The sequence below is a fragment of the Novosphingobium sp. AAP1 genome, assembly GCF_001295765.1.
GTDB classification, from domain to species: domain Bacteria; phylum Pseudomonadota; class Alphaproteobacteria; order Sphingomonadales; family Sphingomonadaceae; genus Novosphingobium; species Novosphingobium capsulatum.
This window is the reverse complement of sequence record NZ_LJHO01000011.1, coordinates 42,499-66,780: the sequence shown is the minus strand read 5'-3', so window position 1 is coordinate 66,780 and position 24,282 is coordinate 42,499. Positions and strand designations below refer to the sequence as shown.

The window sequence follows — 24,282 nt, the reverse complement described above, 5'->3', positions numbered from 1 at the left end:
CGGCTCAGGCGGGTTTGTATTTCGGTCAGCATGGCGTTCACTCGGCTCCCCACCTATTGCAGGCAGCCTAGCGAAAAATGGTTGACCGTCCATTTAGGTTCCAGCGCCGGCTGTGCCACGCCGGGGCACACCCTGCCATCAGGCCGATGGTCGCAACTAGAGGTGCGCGCGGATCACGGCGAGGAAGCGATCACCATAGGCATCACGCTTGCGCGTGCCGACGCCGCCGATCGCCGCCATCTCAGCCAGCGACGTGGGCCGTGCCGCCGCCATCTCACGCAGCACTGCATCGTGAAACACCACATAGGGCGGCACATTGGCTTCCTGCGCGATTTCCCGGCGGAGTGCGCGCAGTGCATCGAACAGCGGATCACCCACGGGATTGAGCGCGGCACCACTGCCGGCCTTGCCCCGGCGCCGGCTGCCGCCACGTTCGCGCAGCGGCGGCAGGACGACGTCGACCCGCGCCTGCCCTTTGAGGATTTCACGCGCATCGCCGCCCAGCGCCAGGCCGCCATGTTCGGTCGGCAACAGGCTGCCGCGCGCCTGGAGTGCACGCGCCAGCGCCTTGAGCAAGGGCGCCTGATCGGCCGGAACGATGCCGAACACCGAAAGCTGATCGTGGCCGCGCGCGGTCACGCGTTCATCGGCCACGCCGGTAAGCACCTTTTCGAGGTGGCCCAGGCCATAGCTTTGCCCGGTGCGATAGACTGCCGACAGCAGCTTCTGCGCCAGTTCGGTGGCATCGGTCAGCCCTGGCGGATCGAGGCAATTGTCGCAATTGCCGCACGAGGCCGGCGGGTCTTCGCCAAAGTGACGCAACAGCACGGCGCGGCGGCAGGCCGGGGTTTCGACCAGGCCAGCCAGCGCATCCAGGCGGGTGCGCTCGCCCTGGCGGCGGGTCTCGTCCACTTCAGCCAGACGCTGGCGCGCGCGCGCGAAATCGTCCGCCCCCCACAGCAGCAGCGCCACCGAGGGATCGCCATCGCGCCCGGCACGGCCGGTTTCCTGGTAATAGCCCTCGATCGACTTGGGCAGGCCGGCATGGGCGACAAAGCGCACGTCGGGCTTGTCGATGCCCATGCCGAAGGCCACCGTTGCCACGATCACCATGTCTTCGCTGGTGACGAAAGCTTCCTGGTTGGCCGCGCGCGTTTCAGCCGGCAGCCCGGCGTGATAGGGCAGCACGCTGCGGCCGGTTTCGCCCAGTTGCTCGGCCAGCTTTTCCACCTGTGCGCGGGTGGGGGCATAGACCACACCGGGGCCGGGATTTTCGGCAATGAAGCGGGTCAACTGGCGTAGCGGATTGTCGCGCGGGGCGATGCGATACTGGATGTTGGGGCGATCGAACCCGGCCACGATCAGGCCATCGTGGGGAATGCCGAGTTGTTCGAGGATATCGGCGCGGGTGTGGCGATCGGCCGTGGCCGTCAGCGCCAGCCGCGGCACATCGGGAAACGCGTCCATCATCGGGCGCAGCAGGCGGTAATCGGGGCGAAAATCGTGGCCCCATTCCGAAACGCAGTGCGCCTCGTCTATCGCGAACAGCGCCAGCGGCGCCTTGCCCAGCAGCTCGCGGAAATGGGACTGGCTGGCGCGTTCCGGCGCGACATAGAGCAGGTCGAGCTCGCCATTGCGGAACCGCTCGATCGTCCATTCGCGGTCGGTGTCCACGCTGGTCAGCGCGGCGGCGCGGATGCCGTTGGCGGTGGCCGAGCGCAACTGGTCGTGCATCAGTGCGATCAGCGGCGAAACCACCACGCAGGTGCCCGGCAGCATCACCGCTGGCAATTGATAGGTAAGCGACTTGCCCGCCCCGGTGGGCATGACCGCCAGGGTGGATCGCCCGCCGAGCACGCGGCCCACCACCTGGTCCTGCACCCCGCGAAAGCCGGAAAAGCCGAAAACCTGCGCCAGGCGCTGGCGCGCGGCATCAAGATCGGGCGAAAGATCGGGCATAACGGCAGTCACGCCGCCGCCTATGGCAGATAGGGGCGCACCCGGCTAGCCCAAGCGCCTAACGCAGAAGGGCTAGCCCAACAGGCCCGCCAGCATCGGCGGCAGGCCGATCGTCCTGATCATCTGCACCACCACGAACAGCAGCACCAGCGAAAGCAGGCCCCAGGCGCCCCATGTGAACGGGCCGAGCACAGTGGCGCGCGTGGGATCGGCCGGATCATACCACACGGTATAGGCGCCCGCTGGCTTCCACCCGCGGTGGACCCAGCGATGCACCAGGGCGCGCCGCTCGATCCCGTCCTGGTCGCGAAAGCGGATTTCGTCCTCGATATAGCGGGTATCGTCGCCATCGCGCCAGTTCCATCCGCGCGAGGTGAACATCGTCATCCCCAAAGACCAGAAATCCTCGGACTGCTGGCCCTCGCTATAGTCGCTGCGCCAGACCATTGCCGGCGCAGGACACCAGGTGCCGAACAGGCACAGCGCCCGCCACACGCAGAATACGAAGAACAGCCAGCACGCCAGTGCCGCCAGGACAAGGAAATCGGCCATGGCCCCTGTCCTAGCGGCAATCCGTCAAGAATTTGCTGCCGCCAGCCCTTTGAGTTTGGGCCGGACGATCGGCATGGTCAGCATCGTGCTCAACACCGCCATCAGCAGCAGCGCCGTAAACGCTTCGGGCGTGATGATCTTCTTGTCGAGCAGGACGTTGACGAAGATGATCATGATCAGCGCCTTGGTCTGGAGCATCCAGCCGATCACGCTGGCCTCGCCCTTTTTCCAGCCCAGGATGCGGCCAGCGAGGTGCACGCCGATCAGCTTGCCGGCCACCGAAGCCACGAGCAGCAACACCGCCGCGCCCAGCACCGCGGCCAGGCCCAGCCCGCCGACCTGGCCCCATTGCGTGCGCAGGCCGGTGGACAGGAAGAACACCGGCATCACCGCCAGCAGCAGGAAATGGCGGAACGCGTCGCGCCGCCCCTGCTCGAACCAGCGCGCGTCAAGCACCGCACCGGCCAGGAACGCGCCCACCATGAAATGCAGCCCCGACCAATCGGCGGCAAAACCCACCGCCGCCAGCCAGACCAGTGCGATATGCCAGCGATCATCCTCACGCACACGGTCCATCAGCCGGCGCACGCCCCAGGCCGCCACGGCAAACACCACCAGGAACAGGCCCTGGCGCCCGATGCGCTGCCAATCCAGCAGGATCAGCGCCAGCACGCCCCAGATCGCCACATCGTCCATGCTGGCATAGCGCAGCAGGCGCTGGCCCAGCGCCGTGCGGAAGATGCCGAGCTTTTCCATCAGCAGCACCAGGATCGGCAGCGCAGTAACGGCACAGGCCATGCCGATGCCGGCAACACCCTGCCCCCAGGTGCCCTTGGGGCCAAGCCAGCCCGGCACGGTGAGCAGCGCGGCCGCCGCCACCGCGCCCAGCAGCAGCGGGGTAAGCAGCGCGCAACTGGCGGTGATCAGGGTTTCGCGGGCATTGCCCCAGGCATCGGCCAGATCGAGTTCCACCCCGGCGATGAACACGAACAGGCTGACCGCCCACCAGGCCACGCCGTTGAGAGCGCCGATCACCTGCGGATTGAACACGAACGCGTAATAGCCGGGATAAAGCGCGCCGAGCACGCCCGGCCCGAGCAGGATGCCGCCCACGATCTGCACCACCACCAGCGGCGCATGATCATCACGGTTGAACACGCGCCAGACCAGCCATGGCACCGCCAGGATGATCGTCAACGCGATCAGGAAGATTTCACTGGTGCCCATGGCTATGCCCCGCTCCTACCCCCAAAATGCCCCGGCACACTTGCCGTGGGTCAAGGCGGGCTCCATCTGGCACAGTATCGTGTGGGTGCAAGAGGAGCGACCGCCATGGCGTTTGATCTGCGAAACGCACTGCAGCGCAAGGAGGAATACGAATCCGCACGCCTCACCGCGTTCGAATTTGCCGAAACGGTGCGCGCGCTCAAGGCGATGGCGGCCGACCGCGCGCTGCATCCGCGCCCCTTGCTTGACGCCATGGTCGAGCAGGGTCTTGCCAGCGCACTAACCATGATCGCGCGGCAGGCGGGGCAGAGCGCCGACGCGGTGGAGGGCGCATTCCTGCGGGCCAGGGCCAGGGCACGCGCAGACCTGATCGCGCTCCATGGCGATCCCTCGCCCGTGCGGCTGGGTTAAGCCCCTCCGCATTATGCCTATGCCCTCCCTTAAAGCCCTGCCCGTCCGGCAACTGCTAGCCTCTGTCCGGCAACAACGGCAGGAGCAACGGCATGGATATGCACCACAGCTTTTCCCCTTCGGCGGAATGGCGCGCGGCACGCGAGAGCGAACTGGAATTCATCGAGATGGCACGCGCGATCCGCGATCTGGCGCGCGAGTTGGGCATTGCGCCCGACCAGGCGGTGGATCGCCTGGCCGAGCGCGGCCTGCATGCCGCGCTGTCCCTTCTGGCCGAACAGGCCGGCCCCACGGTCGAAGCCCGCTTTCTCCAGCGCCGCGCCCAGGCCGCCACAACCCACCGCCCACTTTGACACCACCGGGGTCCACGCCGCCCCGGCGCCGCGAAAGGACCCCGGCATGACCACCCGCATCGAAAGCGACAGCATCGGCACGATCCCGGTGCCCAATACCGCCTATTGGGGCGCGCAGACCCAGCGCTCGATCGAGAATTTCCCGTTCGGCGCGGGCGAGCGCATGCCGATCGGCATCGTCCACGCCCTGGCCCTGGTCAAGCAGGCTGCCGCCCGCGTCAACCGCGCCCATGGGCTCGATGCCCGGCTTGCCGATGCCATCGAAAAGGCCGCCGCCGAAGTGGTGGTCGGCCATCACGATGACCAGTTCCCGCTGGTGATCTGGCAGACCGGCAGTGGCACGCAGAGCAACATGAACGTCAACGAGGTGATTGCCGGCCGCGCCAACGAGGAACTGGCCGGCACGCGCGGCGGCAAGAGCCCGGTGCACCCCAACGACCATGTGAACCGCGGGCAATCGTCGAACGACAGCTTTCCCACCGCGCTACACGTGGCAGCGGTGGTTGCGCTCAACCGCGAACTGCTCCCGGCCCTCGACCTGCTGACCGGATCGCTCGACACGGCAGCGCGCGAATGGGCCGGGATCGTCAAGATCGGGCGCACCCATCTGCAGGATGCCACGCCGCTGACGCTGGGGCAGGAATTTTCCGGCTATGTCCAGCAATTGCGCGATGCCCATCAGCGCTTGCGCCATGCCGAGGAGCACCTGCTGCGCCTCGCCCAGGGCGGCACGGCGGTGGGCACCGGACTCAATGCGCCAGAGGGCTTTGCCGAGGCGATGGCCGCTCAGTTGGCCGACCTTACCGGCCATGCCTTTGTCCCGGCGCCAAACCGGTTCGAAGCGCTAGCCAGCAACGATGCCCTGGTGCAGTTTTCCGCCACCCTGGCGACGCTCGCCGTGGCGCTGACCAAGATTGCCAACGATATCCGGCTCTTGGGGTCAGGCCCGCGGTCTGGCCTGGGCGAGCTTGACCTGCCGGCCAACGAACCGGGCAGTTCGATCATGCCCGGCAAGGTCAATCCCACGCAGTGCGAGATGCTGACCATGGTGGCCGCGCAAGTGATCGGCAACCATCAGGCGGTGACGCTGGGCGGCCTGCAGGGGCATCTGGAACTTAACGTGTTCAAGCCGATGATCGGCGCGGCGGTGCTGCGCTCGGTTCACTTGCTTGCCGTGGGCATGGAAAGCTTTGCCGTGCGCTGTGTCGACGGGATCGAGCCCAACACGCGCCGCATTGCCGAACTGGTCGATCGCTCGCTGATGCTGGTAACGGCGCTGGCCCCCGAAATCGGCTATGACAATGCCGCCAAGATCGCCAAGCACGCCCATGCGGCGGGACTGACCTTGCGCGAGGCCGGGCTGGCGCTGGGCCTGGTGGACGCAGCCATGTTCGACCGCCTGGTACGGCCGCAGGACATGGTGTGAAGGATCGGTCCGCCTAATCCAGGCGGACTTTGCCGCGGCCGGCCTTGACCGCGCCGCGGATCTTCTTGCCTTGCAGGCGCTGCACCTTGCCTACGCGATTGAGGCGCGACTTGGCGCGCTTTTCCGGCAGCTTGCACGCGTCGCGCAGCAGGTCGGCCAGCCGGACGCGGGCATCTTCGCGGTTGGCTTCCTGCGTGCGAAAGCGGCGCGCGGTCAGCACGATCTCGCCGCCAGCGGTAAACTTGCTGCCGGCCAGTTCCTTGAGCCGGTGAAACACCGGCGGGGCCAGGCGCAAGGCGAACACGTTAATGCGCAGTTGCACCGCCGTGGCCACCTTGTTGACATTCTGTCCGCCCGGCCCGGCAGCCGCGATGAAGCTTTCCTCCACAAGGCCCATGGCACGGGCCACGATCGCCTCGGGAGTGTCGGTCACAGCGTGAAGCCCAAGCCCGCAATATCGGCCGGGATCGGCGCTTCGGCCACGATGGCCTCCTTGCCTTCACGCGGCATCACCAGCCGCGTGGCGTGGAGCAGAGTGCGGGCCGCGCCCTTGCCATCGCCATAGACCGGATCGCCCAGCAGCGGGGCACCCAGGCCAGTCAGCGCATGGACGCGGACCTGGTGGGTGCGGCCGGTTTCAAGGCGAAACTCCACCAGGGTGCGGCCCGGCAGCCGGGCCAGCACGCGCCAGTGGGTGACGGCGGGCTTGCCCTTCTTGGCCGCGATCATGCGCCAGCCGGCCGCCGCGCTGGAAATCTTGGACAGATTGAGCGCGATGGTGCCAGCCGTTCCTTCGACATCGCCAGCCACCACGCCCCAATAGACCTTTTCCACCTGGCGCGCTTCGAACGCGGCGGAAAAGCGCTTGAGCGCCTTGGGATTGCGCGCGAGCAACAGGCAGCCCGAGGTGTCGCGGTCGAGCCGGTGGACCGGCGCGGGCAGGCGCTGGAAGCCGAGCTTCAATTCATCGAGACGGTCTTCCAGCGAGATGCCGCCGGCACGCGGCCGGTCGAGCGGCAGGCCGGCCGGCTTGTCGATGACCAGCGCTTCGCCGTCTTCGAACAGGATGGGGATTTCGATCATGCCCACCCCTTGCGCGCGAAATCGCCGGCGGGCAAGCGCGGCGGGCGTAAATCCTCAGGCCAGCGCCGCCGCAATGCGCCGCAGCGCTTCATCCAGCACGGCATCATCGGCGGCAAACGAGATGCGGAAGCCCTGCGCACCGCCAAACGCCGAGGCCGCCACCACCGCCACGCCATGTTCCAGCAGATGCAGGGCCAGCGCCTCGTCATCACCAAAGCGCTCCATCAAGGGCGCGGCATCGATCATGCAGTAGAACGCGCCATCGGGCACTGGCGTCGACAGGCCGGGGATGGCGTTGATCGCGGCGACGACCTTGTCGCGCCGGGCGCGGAAACGCTCGCGCCAATCGGCCAGAAATTCTTGCGGGCCGGCCAATGCCGCCGTGGCGGCGGCCTGGGCGATCGAACAGGGATTGCCCGAATTGTGCGATTGCAGCTTGGCCATGGCCTTGATCAGCCATTCCGGCCCGGCCGAAACCCCGATGCGAAAGCCGGTCATCGCATGGCTTTTCGAAACGCCCGACACCGTCAACACGCGGTCGGCCAGATCGGGGCATTCCACTGCCAGCGTGGCATGCGCCCCGCCGCCATAGCGCAGCGGGGCATAGATATCGTCAGACAGCACCAGCACGCGCGGGAAACGGCGCAGCACGTCGCCCAGCGCGCGCAGTTCCGCCGCCGGATAGGTGGCCCCGGTGGGATTGCCCGGGCTGTTGAGCAGCAGCCAGCGTGTGGCGGGCGTGATCGCGCTGGCGAGTTGGTCGGGCGTGATGCGAAACCCGCTGCTGGCCTGCGTCGGCAGATCGACCACGCTGGCCCCGGCAAAGCGCACGATTTCGGGATAGCTGACCCACCAAGGCGAGGGAATCAGCACCTCATCACCCGGATTGAGCGTGGCAAGCAGCGCCTCGAAGATCGCCTGCTTGCCACCTGCCGTCACGATCACCTGGCTTGGTGGCACGGCAAGGCCAAGGTCGCGTTGGAAATGCAGAGCGGCTGCTTCACGCAAGGCCAGGGTGCCAGGCACGGCGGTATAGCGGGTCTGCCCGGTATCGAGCGCCGCCTTGGCCGCCGCGATCACATGGGGCGGCGTGGGGAAATCGGGTTCCCCCACCGACAGCGAGATGATGTCACGCCCGGCGGCGCGCAGTTCGATCGCGCGGTCGGTCATCGCATTGGTGCGCGAAGGCGCGATGCGGCCCAGCGCGGCGCTGGTGGCGTGGCTGTCCATGATGGCTCAGCCCTGGCCCAGGAGGCGCGCTGGCATCAGGCCGCGCAACGCATTGCCCAGGAAAAAGCCCTGCGCCAGGTCTTCCAGGCGAACCTCGCCCTCCACCGCGCGGCCTTCTTCCAGCAATTGCGCGCGCAGCACACCGGGCAGCAGGCCCAGATCGGCCGGCGGGGTGACGAGCACGCCGTCGCGCTCCACGAACACGGAGGTAAAGCAGCCTTCGGTGATCAGCCCATCGTCGCGGCGCAACAGGGCTTCCTTCGCGCCAACACCACGCGCCGCCTTGAGGCCGGCCTCGTAAAAGCCGCGATCGGTGGTCTTGTGGCGCAGGCGCCAGTCGCCGGTGCTGACCGGCAGGGGCAGCACGGCGCAGGTAACCGGCCCAGCAAAGGCAGGCGGCAGCGGCGCTGCCTCCAGCGCATGGGCGCCGCTGCGCGCCACCACCAGGCGCACCTTGGCCGGGGCATCGAGATCGAAACACAGCGCATGGATGGCGTTGCGCAAGGCATGGCGATCGAACGCAAAGCCCAATGCCTGCGCACTTTGCTTCATCCGCTCGAGATGCCGCTCCAGCAGCGGGATCCCCGCCGTCGGATCAAAGGCCATGGTCTCGATCAGATCGGCACTGCCGGCGTTCAGGCGCAAGAAATTCCCCTTTACCACGCATTCGCGCCATTCGCCCATCATGACGGAATCCGCGACCACGGCCGAGCCGACCCCCATGGTCGCCCGCCCGCCGGCCGCGCCGGGATGGTCTGGCACCAGGCGCACGGTGCGGATTGCCACATTGAACGCCGCGCTGCCAGCCCCCGGCGCATCACCGCGATCAGGCGCCGCAGTGTCGGGCACATCGACAAAGCCGATCGACCCGCAATAGAGTCCCCGCGCATCGCGTTCGGCTATGTCGATCCACTCCATCGCGCGAATCTTGGGCGCGCCGGTGATCGATCCGCAGGGAAAGATGGCGCGCAACACATCGGCCACGGCCACGCCGGGCTGCATCTGCGCGGTCACTGTGGTGACCATCTGGTGCACGGTGGGATAGCTTTCCACGGCAAAGGCATCGCGCACCTTGACCGTGCCGGGCACGGCCACGCGCGACAGATCGTTGCGCATCAGGTCAACGATCATCAGGTTTTCAGCGCGATCCTTGGGATTGGCAGCGAGCGCGGCCTTGAGCGCGGCATCTTCCTGCGGAGTGGCGCCGCGCGGCGCCGTGCCTTTCATCGGGCGCACGGTCACACGATCGCCGCGCCATTCGAAAAACAGCTCGGGCGAGACCGAGAGATGCCAGTGCGATCCATCCCACAAGACGGCGCCATGCCCGGCCAGCGCATCACCACGCAGCGCGGCATAGATCGCCAGCGGATCACCCTGCCAGGAACCGGCCAGCTGGAACGTCAGGTTGGCCTGATAGATATCGCCGCTGCGGATCGCTTCCTGCACCTGGGCAAAGGCGCGGGCATAGCCGCCGGTTGAATGCGTCGGGCCTAGCGGACCCAGCCGGCCGCCGCTGCCCTGCCCGGCGCTTTCGCGCGCCAGCCAGGCTGCCACGTCTGCGCTGGCCATCGGCGTCATCTGCGCAAAGCGGGCAAACCACACCAGCGGCCCGGCACTGCCGCTGCGCGCCGCCGCGCGCGGCAGCAGCCGCTCTTCCAGTGCCAGCCCGGCTTCATAGGCCAGCGCGCCGGCCCACCATCCCGGCGTTGCGCCGATCCGCGCCAGGGCCGCGTCCACCTCTTCGGGCCGGCGCGCCACCACGATCTCCAGCGGCGCTTCATAGAGGCGGGCCGAGCCGTGATCGCCTTGGCGGGCATCATCGAGCAAAAGAAAGGGGGCGCGTGTCATGACCCCACGCGCATAGCGACAAGCCGATGCGGATGCAAAAAGCCCTCGCGGGCAATCGCGGCTCATCCTACACAGCAAGGCAACAAATCGAGAGAGAGTGCGGCGGATGGACGAGATTTTCCTGGGCCTGGGCGCGAAGGGCGAACGCGAAGTGCTGTTGCTGGGCCGGGCCAACCGCCATGGCCTGGTCGCCGGGGCCACCGGCACCGGCAAAACTGTGACCTTGCAAGGCATGGCCGAACAATTCAGCCGCGCCGGGGTGCCGGTGTTCCTGGCCGACGTGAAAGGCGATCTTTCCGGCATCGCCATGCCTGGCAGCCCCACGTTCAAGCACGCCGCCTCGCTGGAACAGCGCGCCAAGGACCTGGGCATTGCCGACTATGCCTATGCCGACAATCCGGCGGTGTTCTGGGATCTGTATGGCGAGCAGGGCCACCCCATCCGCACCACGATTTCCGAAATGGGGCCGCTGCTGCTCGCACGATTGATGGGCCTTAATGAAACCCAGGAAGGCGTGCTGACCATCGCTTTCCGCTATGCCGACGACAACGGCCTGCTGCTGGTGGACCTGGCCGACCTGCAGGCCGTGCTGGCCGCCTGCGCCGAAAACGCTGGCGCGCTGGCCACCAAGTATGGCAACGTGACCAAGGCCAGCGTCGGGGCGATCCAGCGCCAGCTGCTCGGCCTGGAAAGCCAGGGTGCCGATCGCTTCTTTGGCGAGCCGGCCTTTGAGATCCACGATTTCCTGCAGGTGGACGAACAGGGCCGCGGCATGGTCAACGTGCTCGCCGCCGACAAGCTGATGCAGAGCCCCAAGCTCTATGCCACGTTCCTGCTGTGGCTACTGTCGGAACTGTTCGAGGCGCTGCCCGAAGTGGGCGACCCGGAAAAGCCGTGCCTGGTGTTCTTCTTCGATGAAGCCCACCTGTTGTTCGACGATGCACCCGATGCGCTGATGGACAAGGTGGAGCAGGTCGTCCGCCTCGTCCGCTCCAAGGGCGTGGGGGTCTATTTCGTCACGCAGAACCCGATCGATATTCCCGAAAAGGTGGCGGGCCAGTTGGGCAACCGCGTGCAGCATGCGCTGCGCGCGTTCACCCCGCGCGATCAGAAGGCGATCCGCGCCGCGGCTGAAACCTTTCGCATCAACCCCGATCTTGACGTGGGCCAGGCGATTACCGAGCTCAAAGTGGGTGAAGCGCTGGTCTCGATGCTCGACGCCGATGGCGCGCCGGGCATGGTCGCACGCACCCTGATCGCCCCGCCGCGCTCGCGCCTGGGGCCGGTCAGCCCGGCCGAGCGTGCTGCCATCCAGTCCGCCAGCCCGTTCGGCGGCAAGTACGATACCGCCGTCAACCGCGAGAGCGCGGCCGAAGTGCTGGCACAAAAAGCAGCAGACGCCGCCGCCGCGGCACAAACCGTGCAGGAACAGGGCGCAGACGCCCAGCGTGCCCAGCCGCGCCAGTCCCCCACACTGTGGGGCCGTGCGGGCAAGGCCGCGATGGGCGCTGTCGCCTCATCGGCCGGTGCGATGGTCGCCGCCCAGATCGCCGGCAAGAAATCCCGCGCCGCGCCGGTGGCCAGCGGGGTTACTGCAATGGTTGGCTCGATCGCGACGAGCCTGGGCGGCGAAGCCTTGGGCCGCTTCGCGCGCGGGCTTCTGGGTGGGTTGTTGCGGTAAGATGCCAGCAGCGGCTGGATCGCCACGGGTCTGAGCCAACATGCCAGCCGCTGCACTTGCCTGTCAGTAAACGTCATCCCAATAGACGTTCACCGCACGCAATCACCAATCTGCGCCTGTCTCGGCAATAGCATCGAGCAAGGCTTGCTTTGACGGCGTGCGCCGGTTGCCAGCGTTGCGCGGCACAGCGACATCACCGACAACACTCCGCCGTGCGGCTATACGTTCGCCCAGTGCGTCAAGACTGATCGTCCCGCGCGTCGGCTTTAAGGTCTTGAACGCCATATGTGTCGATCGTCTCTTCGCGAATTCGGCGCTCCATATAATCCGTGTCGAGCCCTTCAGAAAGGGTGAACAGCGCCTGAGCCTGACCAATCATATCGTGCGCAGCGCCGGAAGCATATTGGCCCATGCGATCGGCGATCAGGTCTTCAATGGAAATTACCGCAACAGTCCCGTGGGCTCCCACTTCGATTAACTGCAGCAGGCTGGTGTCGGCATGTCCGTCGAGCAAACGGCTTCCCACCACTTCAAATCCCAGTTTGAGAGAAGGATGGATCCACCCCCGCGTCAACCGACCGGCGCCTCGGGGCCGCACAAACCCATGTTCGACCATAACACTTTCAAGCGCGGATTGCTGGGAGGTGACGAGATCGAAATCACCAGTGTTGATGGCACCTTGAGTATAAAGCTCCACCGCACCGCCGCCCACAAGGATTGGCGGATTTAGTCCAAGCTCATCCATGGCCGAACTGATTTCTGCCAGCTTTTCAAGTGCTGCTTGGAACTGGGGCCGCCACTGCGTCATGTCTGCCGACATTCCGGATTTGAACCGGCCTGTCGATGGAAATCTCGCGGTGTAGATGGAATGGCTTTCAGCCAACGCAATGGAAAGCGTGCCATTGACTCAGACACCACCAAGCCGTTGGCAGATCATTCCCGGCGGTTCGTCGAAACCGGTTGCACGTGCAACGAGCCGGGCGCAAGCAGGCGCCCAGCCTCTTTTCGCGTGAAAGGATCCCATGCGCGCTCTGCTTCTTGCCGCCACGATGCTGGCCGGCACCCTTGCCGCCGCCCCGGCACTTGCCGCCCCCGCTGCTTCCGCCGATGCCAAGGCCGTGGCCATTCCCGCCGCCGCTGGCGTGATGCCCGTGGGCAAGCTCGGCAATGCCGTGGTGCCCCGCGCCTATCGCCTCGATTTCACGCTCGATCCGGCCCAGCCGCGCTTTACCGGCCATACCGAGATCGACGTGACCGTGAACCAGGGCGGCCGCTATGTGTGGATGCACGGGCTCGATCTCAAGGTGAAGCAGGTTGTCGCCAAGGTGGGTGGCAAGACGATTGCCGGCACGTTCCAGCAGGCCGATCCCACCGGCGTGGCGCTGGTCACCTTTGCCCAGCCGCTGCCCAAGGGCGCCGCGACGCTGGCGTTCGATTATGAAGCCGGCTTCAACGATGGCCCCACCGGGCTGTTCCGCGTGCACGTGGACAACCAGTGGTACAGCTGGAGCCAGTTCGAATCGATCGATGCGCGCGGCGCGTTCCCTTCGTTCGACCAGCCCGGCTTCAAGACGCCCTATACCGTCACCATCACCACGCCGGCGGGCCAGCGCGCGGTAAGCAACGCGCCCGAAGTGGCGACCGAAACGCACGGCACCCAGACCGTGCACCGCTTTGCCCCGACCCTGCCGCTGCCCAGCTACCTCGTGGCGGTGATGGCCGGTCCGTTCGTGAGCGTGGATGGCGCCGTGCCGGCCACGCCGCAGCGCGTCACCCCGCTGCCGCTGCGCGTGATTTCGACCAAGCCCAATGCCGACAAGCTGGCCTTTGCCCTCGATGGCACCAAGGGCATCGTCAGCCACCTGGAGAACTATTTCGGCCAGGCCTTCCCCTTCCCCAAGCTGGACCAGATCACCGCGCCGATCATGCCGGGCGCCATGGAAAATGCCGGGGCCGATCTTTACGAGGATTCGCTCCTCGTGCTCGATGACAAGGCCTCGACCGCGCAAAAGCGCAACTTCGGCATGGTCGTGGCGCACGAGCTGGCGCATCAGTGGTTTGGCGATATGGTCAGCCCGGCCTGGTGGGACGATATCTGGCTCAACGAAAGCTTTGCCAACTGGATGGGCTTCCGCATCGGCAACGAATGGCGCCCCGATCTCAACATCGGCGCCGGCGCGCTGGAAGAAGGCTTTGCCGCGATGAACACCGACGCGCTGATCGTCGGCCGGCCCATCCACCAGAAGATCGAGCGCAACAGCCAGATCGACGCAGCCTTTGACACCATCACCTATGGCAAGGGTGGCCACGTGGTATCGATGATCGCCGCGTTCATGGGCGATACCAAGTTCCGCGACGGCGTCCGCGGCTACATGGCCAAGCACAAGTACGGCAACGCCAGCACCGCCGATTTCTTTGGCGCCATGGCCGATGCCGCCGGTGATCCGCGCATTCTGCCGGCCATGCAAAGCTTTACCGACCAACAGGGCGTGCCGCTGGTGACGTTTGCCCCAGCCGGGCAAGGCAAATGGAACGTGACGCAAAGCCGCTATGTCAGGCTCGGCACCCAGGCCCCGGCGCAAGCCCTGGCCCAGACCTGGGGCGTGCCACTGTGCCTGCGCCAGGGCGATGCCCGCGTCTGCCAGCTGTTGGTGGACAAGAGCGGCACGGTTGCCATCGCCGGCAACGGCGCGCTGATGCCCAACGCGGGCGGCACCGGCTATTACCGTTTCGAGCTGCCCGCGGCGCAGTGGGACAGCCTAATCGCGCAGGGTTCCGCCCTGCCCGGCGGCGAAGCCCTGGCCGCGATCGACAGCCTGGAAGCCAGCTTCCTGGCGGGGCGTGCCACGCCAGCGCAACTGGTGGCGGCCGCGCGCAGCTTTGCCGCCAATCCCGACAGCTACGCCAGCGATGGTGCGACCGGCCAGCTTGAAGCATTCGACGATCGCGGCATGTTGTCCCCGGCTGCCCACGACGGCCTGCGCCGCCTGGTGGCCGAAGTGCGTGGTCCGCAGCTCGCCAAGCTGGGCTTCGATCCGCGCGCCGGCGCGCATGCGGGTGACGATCCCGATCAGCAGCAGCGCCGCGTTGCCCTGGTGGCGGAAATGTCGGGAGTGGCCGAGGATGCCGCGCTCAATGCCAAGCTGGCCAAGGCGGTCGACAGCCTGCTGGCCGGCGATGCCAGGGCGCTCGATCCCGCCTTCTACAACAGCGCGTTTAAGGCCTGGCTCAAGCCGCGCGGCCTGGAAGGCGCCAAGGTGCTGATGGAAAAGGCACTGTCGACGGAAGATCCTCTGCTGCGCCCGGCCGCCCTGCGCGCCGTGGGCCGCAGCAACGATCCGGCCGTGGCCAAGTGGCTGATCGAAGAGTTTTCCGACAAGCGCCTGCGCCTTTCGGAAAAGCTGACCGGCATTTCGCTGGCCATCGCCTCGCCCAAGACAGCTGACTATGCGTTTGCCTGGGCCAATGCCCACGTCGACACTCTGCTCTCCAGCGGCGGCGGCATCTTCCTGGCGCGCAGCCTGCCCCAGGCGGTGAGCGGATTCTGCTCGGTGGACAAGGCCAAGACCATTGCCGCCTGGCGCCCGCACTTTGCCAACAACTCCGGCGCGCTCGAACTCGACCGAGCGATCGAGCGGGTGCAGGATTGCGCCGTGCTCAAGGAGCAGCGCTCGGCCGCGCTCTCGGCCGAACTGGCCGCAGTGAAGTAACGCCGAGCCGCCACCCTGGGCTATCCCGGGGTGGCACCCACAAAAAAGGGGCGCCTTCCAGACCCGGAAGGCGCCCCTTTTTGTGGGCTATAGGCAGGCGTGGGCGGTTATTCGACCACCGCGCCCCAGTTGCCCCAGACGTAGATGGCCACGAACAGGAACAGCCAGACCACGTCGACGAAGTGCCAGTACCAGGCCGCCGCCTCCAGGCCGAAATGCTGGCGCGGCGTGAACTCGCCCCGCTCGGCGCGGATCCAGCACACGATCAGGAAGATCGTGCCGATGATCACGTGGAAGCCGTGGAAACCCGTCGCCATGAAGAAGGCAGAACCATAGGTGTTCTTGCCAAAGGCGAACGGGGCATGGACGTATTCATAGGCCTGGATCGAGGTGAACAGCAGGCCGAGCAGGATCGTGGCCGTCAGGCCCAGCTTGAGGCCCTTGCGATCGCCATGGATCAGCGCGTGATGGGCCCAGGTCAGCGTGGTGCCCGAGCACAGCAGGATCAGCGTGTTGAGCAGCGGCAGGTCGAACGCGTTGATGACCGCCTCGATCGCCTTGGGCGGCCACACGCCGCCGATCACGTCGGTGTTGAGCTTGCTGGGGAACAGCGAGAAATCGAAGAACGCCCAGAACCAGCCGACGAAGAACATCACTTCCGAAGCGATGAACAGGATCATGCCATAGCGCTGGTGCAACTGCACCACCGGGGTATGATCGCCGGCGTGGGCTTCCTTGATTACCTTGCCCCACCACGAAAACATGGTGAGCAAGACGCCCAGCAGGCCCAGCAGCATGATCTGCGTGCCGCCAGCCATCTTGTGCATGTAGAAAACGCCGCCGCTGGTCATCACCAGGGCTGACATAGCGCCCATGAACGGCCAGATATCGGGCGGCAGGATGTGATAATCGTGGTTCTTGGCGCCGGCCATGATCGTCTACTTCCCCCAAGGCTTAACCAGCATCCTCGTGCGCACAGCGACGGGAGCCATTTTTGTGGTGGCTGCAATGTCTATCGGGCACATCTGGCCCGGTCCAGTCAATTTGCGGCCTTGTTGAACGTATAGCTCAGCGTGATTTCCGGGATATCGCGCGTGTTGGCGTCATCCAACATAGCCGGATCCACATAGTAGACCACCGGCATGCGCACTTCCTGACCCGGCATAAGCTTTTGATAATTGAAGCAAAAGCACTGGATTTTGTGAAAGTAGGAGCCGGTCTGCTCGGGTGTCACGTTGAACACCGCGCGGCCCACGATGGGCTGGTCGGAATTGTTACGGGCGGTGAAGAAAGCGATCTTGCGTTCGCCGATTCGCCCATCCTGGGTCACCTGCTCGGGCTTGAACGTCCACGGCAGGCCGGGCGCGACATTGGCATCGAAACGTATCGTGATCGGGCGCAGCGTGGGCTTGACCTTGGCCGCCTGGGCCGCAGTGGCCCGCTGGGTCGTGCCGGCAAAGCCCGTGGCCTGGCAGAACATGCGATAGAGCGGCACGGCGGCATAGCCCATGCCCAGCATGCCCAAGGCCGCCGCGCCGGCGATGATCGCCACCTTGCGGTTGGCCCGGGTGGTTTTGTCGATTGCCGCTGCCACGCTATCTCTCCCTTATCCGCCCGCCCGGCATTGTCCGGGTCAGGCGTGCTGTGCGCTTTCGTTGCGGTGTGCGGCCTGCACACCCAGTTTCACGACGGTGATGGCAAAGAACAGCACCACCAAAGCCCCCAGCACCAGTCCCAAAGCGCGGTTGCGTGCTTTCTGTCGCGCACGAAAGGCTTTCAGGTCAATATTTTCCGGCTTGTCGCCCACGTTGTTTCCTCTCCGCTCAGGCCCACCCCTGGAGCCCGGCAAACCGATCCAGCACCAGCGCGGCGAACAATGCAAACAGATAGAGCACCGAATAGCCGAACAGCCGCTTTTCCGGCTTCATCTTGTCATTGGCCACGCTGTCGCGCAGGCCCACCCGCATGGCCAGCACCAGGAAACCCAGGCCGAGCAGCGCCGCCGCCACGCCATAGACCAGCCCGGCGCCACCCAGCGCCCATGGCACCAGGCTCACGGGCACGAGCACCAGGGTATAGAACAGGATCTGCCGGCGCGTCGCCTTTTCACCCGCCACCACCGGCAGCATCGGAATGCCGACCTTGGCGTAATCGGTCTGCACGAACAGGGCGAGTGCCCAGAAGTGCGGCGGCGTCCACAGGAAGATGATCAGGAACAGCACCACCGGCATCCAGGTGATGTGCCCGGTAACGGCCACCCACCCGATCAACGGCGGAAAGGCACCGGCCCCACCGCCGATCACGATGTTCTGCGGGGTGCGCGGCTTGAGCCACACGGTATAGACCCAGGCATAATAGAAGATCGAGATCGCCAGGATCGCGGCCGCCAGCCAACCGATCGCCAAGCCCATGACCACCACCGATCCGCCCGACAGCGCAAAGCCGAAATCGCGTGCCGATTCGCGGTCCATCCGCCCGGCCGGCACGGGCCGCCGCGCGGTGCGCTTCATGCCCGCGTCGAGGTCCGCCTCCCACCACTGGTTGAGCGCGGCAGCGCCCCCGGCACCCACGGCAATGCACAGAATCGCCGCAAACCCCAGCACCGGATGAATCTCTCCCGGCGCGGCGAGCAGGCCGCACAGCCCGGTAAAGATCACCAGCGTCATCACGCGCGGCTTGGTCAGCGCAAAGAAATCACGCCAATCGGCGGGCATGCGCAAGGGAGTCGTCACTAGGTCCATCGTGACGCGGCTATAGCAGCCCCGGCCATGAGGGAAAGTGTTCAAGGACAGCGAGCGGCACGCGCGATCATCCCCGGCGATCACACCCGCCCTGTCGGGCAATGGAACCGGAGGGCGGCCCGATCATTTGCCCGGTGTCACGGCATGGCCACCTCGATCCATGCCATCCCTTTTGCAGGAGCATGTTCCATGGCCACTGCCACCGCCGCCAAGCCGGCCAAGTCTGACGCCAGCTTTACCGACACCGCCACCCTGCGTGCCCAGGCCCGCAAGCATATCGACCAGGGCCCGGTCACCCAGTCCTTCCCCAAGGACCGCGAGGTGATCATCGCCCAGCTGAACAAGTCGCTGGCCACCGAATGGGTCTGCGTGCTGCGCTATATGCGGCACTATTACACTGCCGATGGCCTGGTTTCGGAACCGATCAAGGCGCATTTTCTCGAGCACGCCAACGAAGAGCGCGCCCATGCCGACAAGCTGGCCGAACGCATCGTCCAGCTGGGTGGCGAACCCGATCTCGATCCTGCCACGCTGACCCAGCGCAGCCATGCCGAATACCAGGTGGGCAAGACGCTCAAGGACATGGTCAAGGAAGACCTCATCGCCGAACGCATCGCGGTGGAAGCCTATCGCGAACTGATCGCCTATGTCGGCGATCGCGATCCCACCACGCGGATCATGCTGGAAGGTATTCTGGCGCAGGAAGAAAACCACGCCGACGAATTCCGCGATCTGCTCGAAGGCTGGCAGGGCGAATAACCCAGCCGCCTTGTCCTGAATGTGTCGATCAATGCCCGGCGGCGCAGTCCTGCGTCAGCCGGGCATGCAGTTTGGCAATCATCTGCTGCCGATCGGCAAGCGCAAGATCGGTGCGCTGCGCGACATAGCGCAAGAGGGCGTAGGCCTGGTGCGCGCGCCAGGCCGCATTGTCGGACGCGCACCCCAGTTCCACGAACTGTTCCGCCAAGTAGGCCGTACGCGCCGCATCCACCGCGCTAACTGCGGCCCGTGCCGCTTCCGATCGGCGCGCCCAGCCCATGATTGCCAGTTCCAGATCGGCCGCCAGCGCCGCCGCACCGGAATGAAACGGCAATTCCATCAATCGCTTGATCCGCAGCGCGACGTCGGGCTCGTCACGCATCAGCCGCTCTTGCACCATCAGCGTCGATCGTGCCTGCCATTCCTCCAGAACGGCGTCGAGCAAGGCATTGCGATCCTTGAAATGCCAGTAAAAGCTGCCCTTCGAAGCCTTGAGGTCGATCGCCAGCTTTTCCACGCGCACCTGCTCGACGCTGCTGTCGGCCATCACCCGGATCGCCGCCGCGATCCAGTCGGCGCGGCCCAGGCGCTTGCCGTTCGCTGGATAGGCCGGCGCTTCTTGGATGGGATCGGACGGGGACGGCGTCATGCCATGCGGCTTAGGCGCCTTGCCATGCCCCGTCCAGAACCGGCCTTGACCCAGGTCCGTCCTCAAACCATACGGTAGCGTATAGAGAGAGGAACCCAAGATGTCCTACGCCGATGCCGCCGGCACGATCGTCGCCCAAATCCTGGCCCTGCCCGAATTCGTGCGGGTGCAGGCGCTATTTCCCGATGCCGGGTTGGACGAAGCGATGCTGCTCGACATCATCGGCGCGGCCGGTGACCTTGCCGAAGGCGTGATCGAGCCGTTCAACGCCCAGGCCGATCAGGTTGGCTGCCGCCTGGAACAGGGCCGCGTGCGCTTGGCACCAGGCCATCATGACGCCTGGCAGGCCTTTGTTGCCGGTGGCTGGACCACGATAGAAGGCGCGCCACAGTGGGGCGGCGCGGGTCTGCCGATGCTTGTGCACAGTGCGTGCGAGGAACTGCTCAACCGCGCCTCACCCGCCTTCGGCATGCTGCCCACGCCGATGCGCTGCGCGACAAAGGTGATCGAACGCTATGCCGACCCGGCGCTGTGCGCCGAATGGGCGCCGCGCCTGATCGATGGCAGTTGGGCCGCGACGATCTGCATTTCCGAGCCCGATGCCGGGTCGGACGTGCCGCGACTGCGCACTGCCGCAGTGCCCCATGCCGATGGCACCTGGCGGATTACGGGTGAAAAGATCTGGATCAGCTTTGGCGATCACGACCTTACCCCGCGCATCGCCCACATGGTGCTGGCGCGCACGCCAGAGGGGGCGCATGGTCCGGCAGGCCTCAGCCTGTTTCTGGTGCCATCCGATATCGCGGGCCAACGCAATGCCGTGGTCGTGCGGCGCATCGAGGAAAAGCTTGGCCTGCACGGCTCGCCCACCTGCGCCCTGGGGTTCGAGGCGGCGACGGGCCACCTGATCGGCACGCCAGGGCGCGGTCTGGCGCAGCTTTTCACGATGATCATCGGCATGCGCCTCTCGGTGGGCAGCCAGGGTGCGGGCCTTGCCGGCGCAGCGGCCAGCCTCGCCTGGCGCTATGCCGCAGAGCGGCGCCAGGGCGGCAGGGCCGATGCCCCGCCTGTCACGATCGACCGGCACGGCGATGTGCAGCGCATGCTGCTGGGCCTTGCCGCGCGCGCCGAAGTCACCCGCGGATTGGTGCTGACCGCCGCGGCGCTGTCAGACCTCCAGGCGCGGGAAGAGGACGAGGCGGCCCGCACCGAAGCGGGACTGGTGCTGGCCTGGCTGCTGCCGATCACCAAGAATTTCGCGGCCGAGGCAGCGAGCCTGTGCGCCAACGACGCCATCCAGGTTCTCGGCGGCGCCGGCTATACCCGCGAATGGCCAGCCGAGCGCTATCTGCGCGATGCCCGCGTTCTGGCGATCTACGAAGGCACCAGCGGCATGCAGGCGCTCGACCTCGCCCTGCGCCGCGTGCTCGGCGATGAAGGCCGCGCCTATCGCGCCTTCCTGGCAAAGGCGCGCGGTGATGCGGACCGGCTCGGCAATGCCACCCTGGGGGCGCTGCTCGACATGCTCGAGCAGGCCGCATCGGGCCTCGACAAGCCGACGGCAACGGTCGTCGCTTATCCGTTCCTGCAACTGGCATCCCTGGCCACGACAGGATGGATCGCCGCCCGGCTGGCGGCACTGTCGGGCAGCCGGGTGCACGATCACCTCGCCGCGCTGGGCCGCCATTGGCTGCTGCTGGCGCGGGCGCAGGCATTGGCCGAAGCGGCGCTCACATCTCACGGGCAAGCCTTGGTGGCGGCGTTCGGTGAAGTCGATCGCGGCTATCTGGGCTGAACGTGAAAAAGCCCCACGCCGTTGTTCGGCTGGGGCTGTTGTGTCGTGATGTTGAGCGATGGTTGAGGGCAGGATTTGCCTGAGCGGCATCGACATACATCAGATGCGCTGCCGGCGATTTCGCCTTTTCCCGCTCCCTTGCTGCCGCACGCCCCGAAACCTGCTGCGGAAAACGTGTTGGGCGAAAACCTACTGGGCGAGGATCGACTGGGCGGCGATCGCCACCTGGGTGCGGTTGCGCACGTTGAGCTTGCGCATCAGCGCGGTCATATGGGCCTTCACGGTCTTTTCCGCGATGCCCAGGTCATAGGCGATCTGTTTGTTGAGCTGGCCCGAGCGCACGCCCTGCATCACTTTGAACTGGGTAGGGGTCAGGCGGACGGCGGGTGCCTCTGACAGGCGCTGCGCCGGCTGGTTCGGAACACTGGCAGGGGCAAAGTCGGTCACCGTTGTCTCTCCCTATCGCCTACCGTTGCGGCATCTACCGTGCGTCCATGCTCGGATCGGCATGGCGAAATCCAATATCAGTTAGACAGCTTTCTGATATTATGCCGGAGTTATCCCGTCAATACACGATTTATTGCTGAAATCGGCGCGCACCTGTTATACAACTTTTCGCAGAACAAGCGCAGGCAGGCAGCGCCATGGCGCGAGAGGAGAGCAGGATGGGCCATCACGGATCTGGGCAAGGCAGGTCGGGGCGAATCACCACCACCCGGACGGCGGCAGCGCGATGAGCGACGATCTGCGCCTGGTCCTGGCCGCACTGCTCGGCATTGGCCTCGCCATCGCCCTGATCGTGCGCGGGCGGTTCCATCCCTTTCTCGCCCTGCTCTGCGGCGCCTTTGCCGTGGGCATCGCGGTCGGCATGCCCGTCGCCGAAACCGCCAAGGCGGTGCAGAAAGGCGCCGGCGACGTGCTGGGCGGCACCGGCCTCGTCGTGGCGCTGGGCCTCTCGCTCGGTGCCATGCTACAACTGTCGGACGGGGCGGGCGTGCTGGCCCGCATGGCGCTGCACCATGGCCGGCCGGCAGCGGCCCCTTGGCTGAGCATGGCGGTCGCGCTGCTGATCGGCCTACCGCTGTTCTTCGAAACCGGCGTGGTGCTGCTGCTACCGATCGCGGCGGCGGCAGCCGCGGCGATGACCGGGCCGACTGATGCGGGCACCACACGCCTGCGCCTGCTCCTCCCGGCCTTGGCAGGCCTCTCCACCCTGCATGCCCTGGTGCCGCCCCATCCCGGCCCGCTGCTGGCCGTGGACGCACTGCACGCCAGCCTGCCGCGCACGATGCTCTATGGCCTGCTGATCGGCGTGCCCACGGCGATCGTGGCTGGCCCGCTGTTCGCGCTGTGGATCGCGCGCCGGGTTCGGCCCGATGCCCCGGTGATGACGCCGGCCGCGCCAATCGTCACCGCGCCCGGCGTGGGTCGCGCCCTCCTGTGCGTGCTGCTGCCAGTGGTGCTGATCGCCGCCGGGCAGATCGCCGCTGTGGCGCCGCCAGCCCTGGCCCCGCATCTTGCCTGGCTCGGCCTAGCGAGCAATCCGGTGCTCGCGCTGGTGCTCGCCAATCTCGTTGCGCTGCCGCTGTTGTTCGGCCGCGACTTCAGCGCCCCGGCGATCCAGAGCCCGATCTGGAAGGAAGCGATGGCCCCGGCCGGAGCGATCATCCTGGCGATCGGCGCGGGCGGCGCGCTCAAGCAGGTACTGGTCTCGGCCGGCCTGGCCGATTTCCTGGCCCACCTCGCCGCCCACGGCGGCATTCCCGCGCTGCCGATGGCCTGGGCAGTGGCGGTGTGCATCCGCCTGGCCACCGGATCGGCCACGGTCGCCACGATCACTGCCGCCGGCATCATGCCCGGCGTGGTCGCCGCCACCGGCGCCTCGCCGGAATTGACCGTGCTTGCCATCGGCGCTGGCTCGGTGTTCTTCTCCCACGTCAACGATCCGGGGTTCTGGCTGGTGCGCAGCTATCTCGGCACCAGCACGCCCGACACGTTCCGCACCTGGTCGGTGCTGGAAACGCTGATTTCGGTGGTAGGCCTGGTGCTGGTGCTGGCCGCCGGATGGCTCGTCTGAAGAAGGGGAGGACCATGCACGAGGAACGCCTGGCCGATCGCGCCTATGCCGGGATCGTCGAACTGATCAACACCGACGATCTCCAGATCGGCGACCGCCTGCCCTCCGAAACGCGCCTGGCGGAAATGTTCGGCATGTCGCGCACCGTGGTGCGCGAGGCGCTGGTCCGCCTCGCCTCCGACGGATTTACCGAAGCGCGGCGCGGCGCCGGCTCGTTCGTCAAGCGGCGTCCGTCCGAACGGCTGGGCAGCCATCTGCCGATGCAGAACCTTGCCGCCACCATGGGCAGCTATGAAGTGCGCCTGGTGCTCGAGGCAGAAGCGGCACGCCTGGCCGCGCAGCGCCGCTCGGCCGAACAGATGCTGGTGATCGAGCGCGCGATGGACGCGCTGCGCGCCGCCCTGCAAGCGAGTGGCCCGGCCCATGTGGAAGACATGGACCTGCACCGCGCCATTTTCGAAGCGACCGCCAACCCGATCTTCGTCTCCAGCTTCGATCACATGCATGACGAGATCGACCGCATCCTGCGCGCCGGGGTCGATATCTCGCGCTCCCGCCCCCCCGCCGCGATCAACGCCATGATTGAGGAACACGAACTGGTCGTCGACGCGATCCGCGCCCAGGATGGCGATGCCGCTGCGCTCGCGATGCGCTGGCACCTGTGGCAGGGGCGCAAGCGGCTGATGCCCTGAGCGCCTGAAATTCCACACAGTTAAGACTATGGTCGCGCCTGCCCCGGCGCGCGCCAGCCGCTATCCCGGCCGGATCGGGTGAGGAGAGG

The 24,282-nt window shown here is 66.4% G+C and carries 23 protein-coding genes; 9 read left to right on the top strand and 14 right to left on the bottom strand.

Features of this window, described 5'->3' with window-relative positions:
* Positions 1–156: 156 nt before the first annotated feature.
* From recQ to IP65_RS16755, 3 genes are all read right to left on the bottom strand, one after another.
* Complete coding sequence (recQ, locus tag IP65_RS16765; RefSeq protein WP_054132374.1) at positions 157–1,959, bottom strand: DNA helicase RecQ; 1,803 nt, start codon at positions 1,957–1,959, stop codon at positions 157–159.
* 72 nt (positions 1,960–2,031) lie between these two features.
* Positions 2,032–2,511, bottom strand: a complete 480-nt coding sequence (locus IP65_RS16760; RefSeq protein WP_022675186.1) for a DUF3592 domain-containing protein — start codon at positions 2,509–2,511, stop codon at positions 2,032–2,034.
* 24 nt (positions 2,512–2,535) lie between these two features.
* Positions 2,536–3,738, bottom strand: a complete 1,203-nt coding sequence (locus IP65_RS16755) for a cation:proton antiporter (RefSeq protein ID WP_022675185.1) — start codon at positions 3,736–3,738, stop codon at positions 2,536–2,538.
* Positions 3,739–3,843: 105 nt separating this feature from the next.
* Between IP65_RS16755 and IP65_RS16750 the strand changes: the two genes are divergently transcribed.
* The 3 genes from IP65_RS16750 to fumC all read left to right on the top strand — a co-directional run bounded on the left by IP65_RS16750 (position 3,844) and on the right by fumC (position 5,928).
* Positions 3,844–4,149 carry a hypothetical protein gene (locus IP65_RS16750; protein WP_022675184.1) on the top strand — a complete coding sequence of 102 codons (306 nt, stop codon included), beginning with the start codon at positions 3,844–3,846 and terminating at the stop codon, positions 4,147–4,149.
* Between the two features lie 92 nt (positions 4,150–4,241).
* Positions 4,242–4,502, top strand: coding sequence for a hypothetical protein (locus IP65_RS16745; RefSeq protein ID WP_022675183.1), 261 nt, complete (start codon positions 4,242–4,244; stop codon positions 4,500–4,502).
* A 46-nt stretch (positions 4,503–4,548) separates the two neighbouring features.
* On the top strand, positions 4,549–5,928 hold the full coding sequence (gene fumC, locus IP65_RS16740; RefSeq protein ID WP_022675182.1) for a class II fumarate hydratase: 1,380 nt from the start codon (positions 4,549–4,551) through the stop codon (positions 5,926–5,928).
* A gap of 13 nt (positions 5,929–5,941) precedes the next feature.
* Here fumC and arfB read toward each other — a convergent pair whose 3' ends face one another.
* Genes arfB through pabB form a run of 4 tightly spaced genes read right to left on the bottom strand, consistent with a single transcriptional unit; the run spans position 5,942 to position 10,089 of the window.
* Positions 5,942–6,325: an alternative ribosome rescue aminoacyl-tRNA hydrolase ArfB gene (gene arfB / locus IP65_RS16735; RefSeq protein WP_043607770.1), complete on the bottom strand. Its 384-nt coding sequence runs from the start codon at positions 6,323–6,325 to the stop codon at positions 5,942–5,944.
* Between the two features lie 32 nt (positions 6,326–6,357).
* A complete protein-coding gene (locus IP65_RS16730) occupies positions 6,358–7,011 on the bottom strand; it encodes an RluA family pseudouridine synthase (RefSeq protein ID WP_022675180.1) in 654 nt (217 codons plus the stop codon).
* 54 nt (positions 7,012–7,065) lie between these two features.
* Positions 7,066–8,241, bottom strand: coding sequence for a pyridoxal phosphate-dependent aminotransferase (locus IP65_RS16725; RefSeq protein WP_022675179.1), 1,176 nt, complete (start codon positions 8,239–8,241; stop codon positions 7,066–7,068).
* Between the two features lie 6 nt (positions 8,242–8,247).
* Positions 8,248–10,089, bottom strand: a complete 1,842-nt coding sequence (pabB, locus tag IP65_RS16720) for an aminodeoxychorismate synthase component I (protein ID WP_054132373.1) — start codon at positions 10,087–10,089, stop codon at positions 8,248–8,250.
* Between the two features lie 106 nt (positions 10,090–10,195).
* Between pabB and IP65_RS16715 the strand changes: the two genes are divergently transcribed.
* On the top strand, positions 10,196–11,770 hold the full coding sequence (locus tag IP65_RS16715; protein ID WP_022674744.1) for a helicase HerA-like domain-containing protein: 1,575 nt from the start codon (positions 10,196–10,198) through the stop codon (positions 11,768–11,770).
* Positions 11,771–12,008: 238 nt separating this feature from the next.
* On the opposite strand, the gene IP65_RS16710 is transcribed toward IP65_RS16715, so the two are convergent.
* Positions 12,009–12,590 carry a hypothetical protein gene (locus IP65_RS16710; RefSeq protein ID WP_022674743.1) on the bottom strand — a complete coding sequence of 194 codons (582 nt, stop codon included), beginning with the start codon at positions 12,588–12,590 and terminating at the stop codon, positions 12,009–12,011.
* 202 nt (positions 12,591–12,792) lie between these two features.
* Here IP65_RS16710 and IP65_RS16705 point away from each other — a divergent pair, with 202 nt between their 5' ends.
* Complete coding sequence (locus tag IP65_RS16705) at positions 12,793–15,480, top strand: M1 family metallopeptidase (RefSeq protein ID WP_022674742.1); 2,688 nt, start codon at positions 12,793–12,795, stop codon at positions 15,478–15,480.
* A 107-nt stretch (positions 15,481–15,587) separates the two neighbouring features.
* On the opposite strand, the gene IP65_RS16700 is transcribed toward IP65_RS16705, so the two are convergent.
* From IP65_RS16700 to IP65_RS16690, 4 genes are all read right to left on the bottom strand, one after another.
* On the bottom strand, positions 15,588–16,412 hold the full coding sequence (locus IP65_RS16700; protein WP_022674741.1) for a cytochrome c oxidase subunit 3: 825 nt from the start codon (positions 16,410–16,412) through the stop codon (positions 15,588–15,590).
* 107 nt (positions 16,413–16,519) lie between these two features.
* Positions 16,520–17,074 carry a cytochrome c oxidase assembly protein gene (locus tag IP65_RS16695; protein WP_022674740.1) on the bottom strand — a complete coding sequence of 185 codons (555 nt, stop codon included), beginning with the start codon at positions 17,072–17,074 and terminating at the stop codon, positions 16,520–16,522.
* A 39-nt stretch (positions 17,075–17,113) separates the two neighbouring features.
* The gene (locus tag IP65_RS21750) at positions 17,114–17,287 is read right to left on the bottom strand and encodes a hypothetical protein (RefSeq protein ID WP_166643350.1); all 174 of its coding nucleotides are present in this window, start codon (positions 17,285–17,287) and stop codon (positions 17,114–17,116) included.
* Between the two features lie 16 nt (positions 17,288–17,303).
* Positions 17,304–18,221 carry a heme o synthase gene (locus tag IP65_RS16690; RefSeq protein ID WP_028657435.1) on the bottom strand — a complete coding sequence of 306 codons (918 nt, stop codon included), beginning with the start codon at positions 18,219–18,221 and terminating at the stop codon, positions 17,304–17,306.
* Between the two features lie 189 nt (positions 18,222–18,410).
* Here IP65_RS16690 and IP65_RS16685 point away from each other — a divergent pair, with 189 nt between their 5' ends.
* Entirely contained in the window at positions 18,411–18,980 is a 570-nt protein-coding gene (locus IP65_RS16685) for a bacterioferritin (protein WP_022674737.1), read from the top strand.
* 28 nt (positions 18,981–19,008) lie between these two features.
* On the opposite strand, the gene IP65_RS16680 is transcribed toward IP65_RS16685, so the two are convergent.
* Positions 19,009–19,629, bottom strand: a complete 621-nt coding sequence (locus IP65_RS16680) for a TetR/AcrR family transcriptional regulator (RefSeq protein ID WP_022674736.1) — start codon at positions 19,627–19,629, stop codon at positions 19,009–19,011.
* Positions 19,630–19,729: 100 nt separating this feature from the next.
* On the opposite strand from IP65_RS16680, the gene IP65_RS16675 reads away from it, so the two are divergent.
* Positions 19,730–21,424, top strand: coding sequence for an acyl-CoA dehydrogenase family protein (locus tag IP65_RS16675; RefSeq protein WP_022674735.1), 1,695 nt, complete (start codon positions 19,730–19,732; stop codon positions 21,422–21,424).
* A 189-nt stretch (positions 21,425–21,613) separates the two neighbouring features.
* Here IP65_RS16675 and IP65_RS16670 read toward each other — a convergent pair whose 3' ends face one another.
* A complete protein-coding gene (locus tag IP65_RS16670; protein ID WP_210427002.1) occupies positions 21,614–21,823 on the bottom strand; it encodes a helix-turn-helix transcriptional regulator in 210 nt (69 codons plus the stop codon).
* A 334-nt stretch (positions 21,824–22,157) separates the two neighbouring features.
* Here IP65_RS16670 and IP65_RS16665 point away from each other — a divergent pair, with 334 nt between their 5' ends.
* Together IP65_RS16665 and IP65_RS16660 are read left to right on the top strand one after the other, a co-directional pair.
* The gene (locus IP65_RS16665) at positions 22,158–23,501 is read left to right on the top strand and encodes a gluconate:H+ symporter (protein WP_054132372.1); all 1,344 of its coding nucleotides are present in this window, start codon (positions 22,158–22,160) and stop codon (positions 23,499–23,501) included.
* Positions 23,502–23,515: 14 nt separating this feature from the next.
* On the top strand, positions 23,516–24,193 hold the full coding sequence (locus IP65_RS16660) for a FadR/GntR family transcriptional regulator (RefSeq protein WP_022678158.1): 678 nt from the start codon (positions 23,516–23,518) through the stop codon (positions 24,191–24,193).
* The last annotated feature ends 89 nt before the right edge of the window (positions 24,194–24,282 follow it).

What these genes read in the sequence shown, in the direction of transcription:
- IP65_RS16715 (WP_022674744.1), top strand. Translation starts at nt 10,196, where the DNA reads ATGGACGAGATTTTCCTGGGCCTGGGCGCGAAGGGCGAACGCGAAGTG.
- fumC (WP_022675182.1), top strand. Translation starts at nt 4,549, where the DNA reads ATGACCACCCGCATCGAAAGCGACAGCATCGGCACGATCCCGGTGCCC.
- IP65_RS16760 (WP_022675186.1), bottom strand. Translation starts at nt 2,511, where the DNA reads ATGGCCGATTTCCTTGTCCTGGCGGCACTGGCGTGCTGGCTGTTCTTC.
- IP65_RS16750 (WP_022675184.1), top strand. Translation starts at nt 3,844, where the DNA reads ATGGCGTTTGATCTGCGAAACGCACTGCAGCGCAAGGAGGAATACGAA.
- IP65_RS16675 (WP_022674735.1), top strand. Translation starts at nt 19,730, where the DNA reads ATGTCCTACGCCGATGCCGCCGGCACGATCGTCGCCCAAATCCTGGCC.
- IP65_RS16680 (WP_022674736.1), bottom strand. Translation starts at nt 19,629, where the DNA reads ATGACGCCGTCCCCGTCCGATCCCATCCAAGAAGCGCCGGCCTATCCA.
- IP65_RS16725 (WP_022675179.1), bottom strand. Translation starts at nt 8,241, where the DNA reads ATGGACAGCCACGCCACCAGCGCCGCGCTGGGCCGCATCGCGCCTTCG.
- arfB (WP_043607770.1), bottom strand. Translation starts at nt 6,325, where the DNA reads ATGGGCCTTGTGGAGGAAAGCTTCATCGCGGCTGCCGGGCCGGGCGGA.
- recQ (WP_054132374.1), bottom strand. Translation starts at nt 1,959, where the DNA reads ATGCCCGATCTTTCGCCCGATCTTGATGCCGCGCGCCAGCGCCTGGCG.
- IP65_RS16665 (WP_054132372.1), top strand. Translation starts at nt 22,158, where the DNA reads ATGAGCGACGATCTGCGCCTGGTCCTGGCCGCACTGCTCGGCATTGGC.
- IP65_RS16690 (WP_028657435.1), bottom strand. Translation starts at nt 18,221, where the DNA reads ATGGACCTAGTGACGACTCCCTTGCGCATGCCCGCCGATTGGCGTGAT.
- IP65_RS16705 (WP_022674742.1), top strand. Translation starts at nt 12,793, where the DNA reads ATGCGCGCTCTGCTTCTTGCCGCCACGATGCTGGCCGGCACCCTTGCC.
- IP65_RS16700 (WP_022674741.1), bottom strand. Translation starts at nt 16,412, where the DNA reads ATGGCCGGCGCCAAGAACCACGATTATCACATCCTGCCGCCCGATATC.
- IP65_RS16730 (WP_022675180.1), bottom strand. Translation starts at nt 7,011, where the DNA reads ATGATCGAAATCCCCATCCTGTTCGAAGACGGCGAAGCGCTGGTCATC.
- IP65_RS16745 (WP_022675183.1), top strand. Translation starts at nt 4,242, where the DNA reads ATGGATATGCACCACAGCTTTTCCCCTTCGGCGGAATGGCGCGCGGCA.
- pabB (WP_054132373.1), bottom strand. Translation starts at nt 10,089, where the DNA reads ATGACACGCGCCCCCTTTCTTTTGCTCGATGATGCCCGCCAAGGCGAT.
- IP65_RS16660 (WP_022678158.1), top strand. Translation starts at nt 23,516, where the DNA reads ATGCACGAGGAACGCCTGGCCGATCGCGCCTATGCCGGGATCGTCGAA.
- IP65_RS16710 (WP_022674743.1), bottom strand. Translation starts at nt 12,590, where the DNA reads ATGTCGGCAGACATGACGCAGTGGCGGCCCCAGTTCCAAGCAGCACTT.
- IP65_RS16685 (WP_022674737.1), top strand. Translation starts at nt 18,411, where the DNA reads ATGGCCACTGCCACCGCCGCCAAGCCGGCCAAGTCTGACGCCAGCTTT.
- IP65_RS16755 (WP_022675185.1), bottom strand. Translation starts at nt 3,738, where the DNA reads ATGGGCACCAGTGAAATCTTCCTGATCGCGTTGACGATCATCCTGGCG.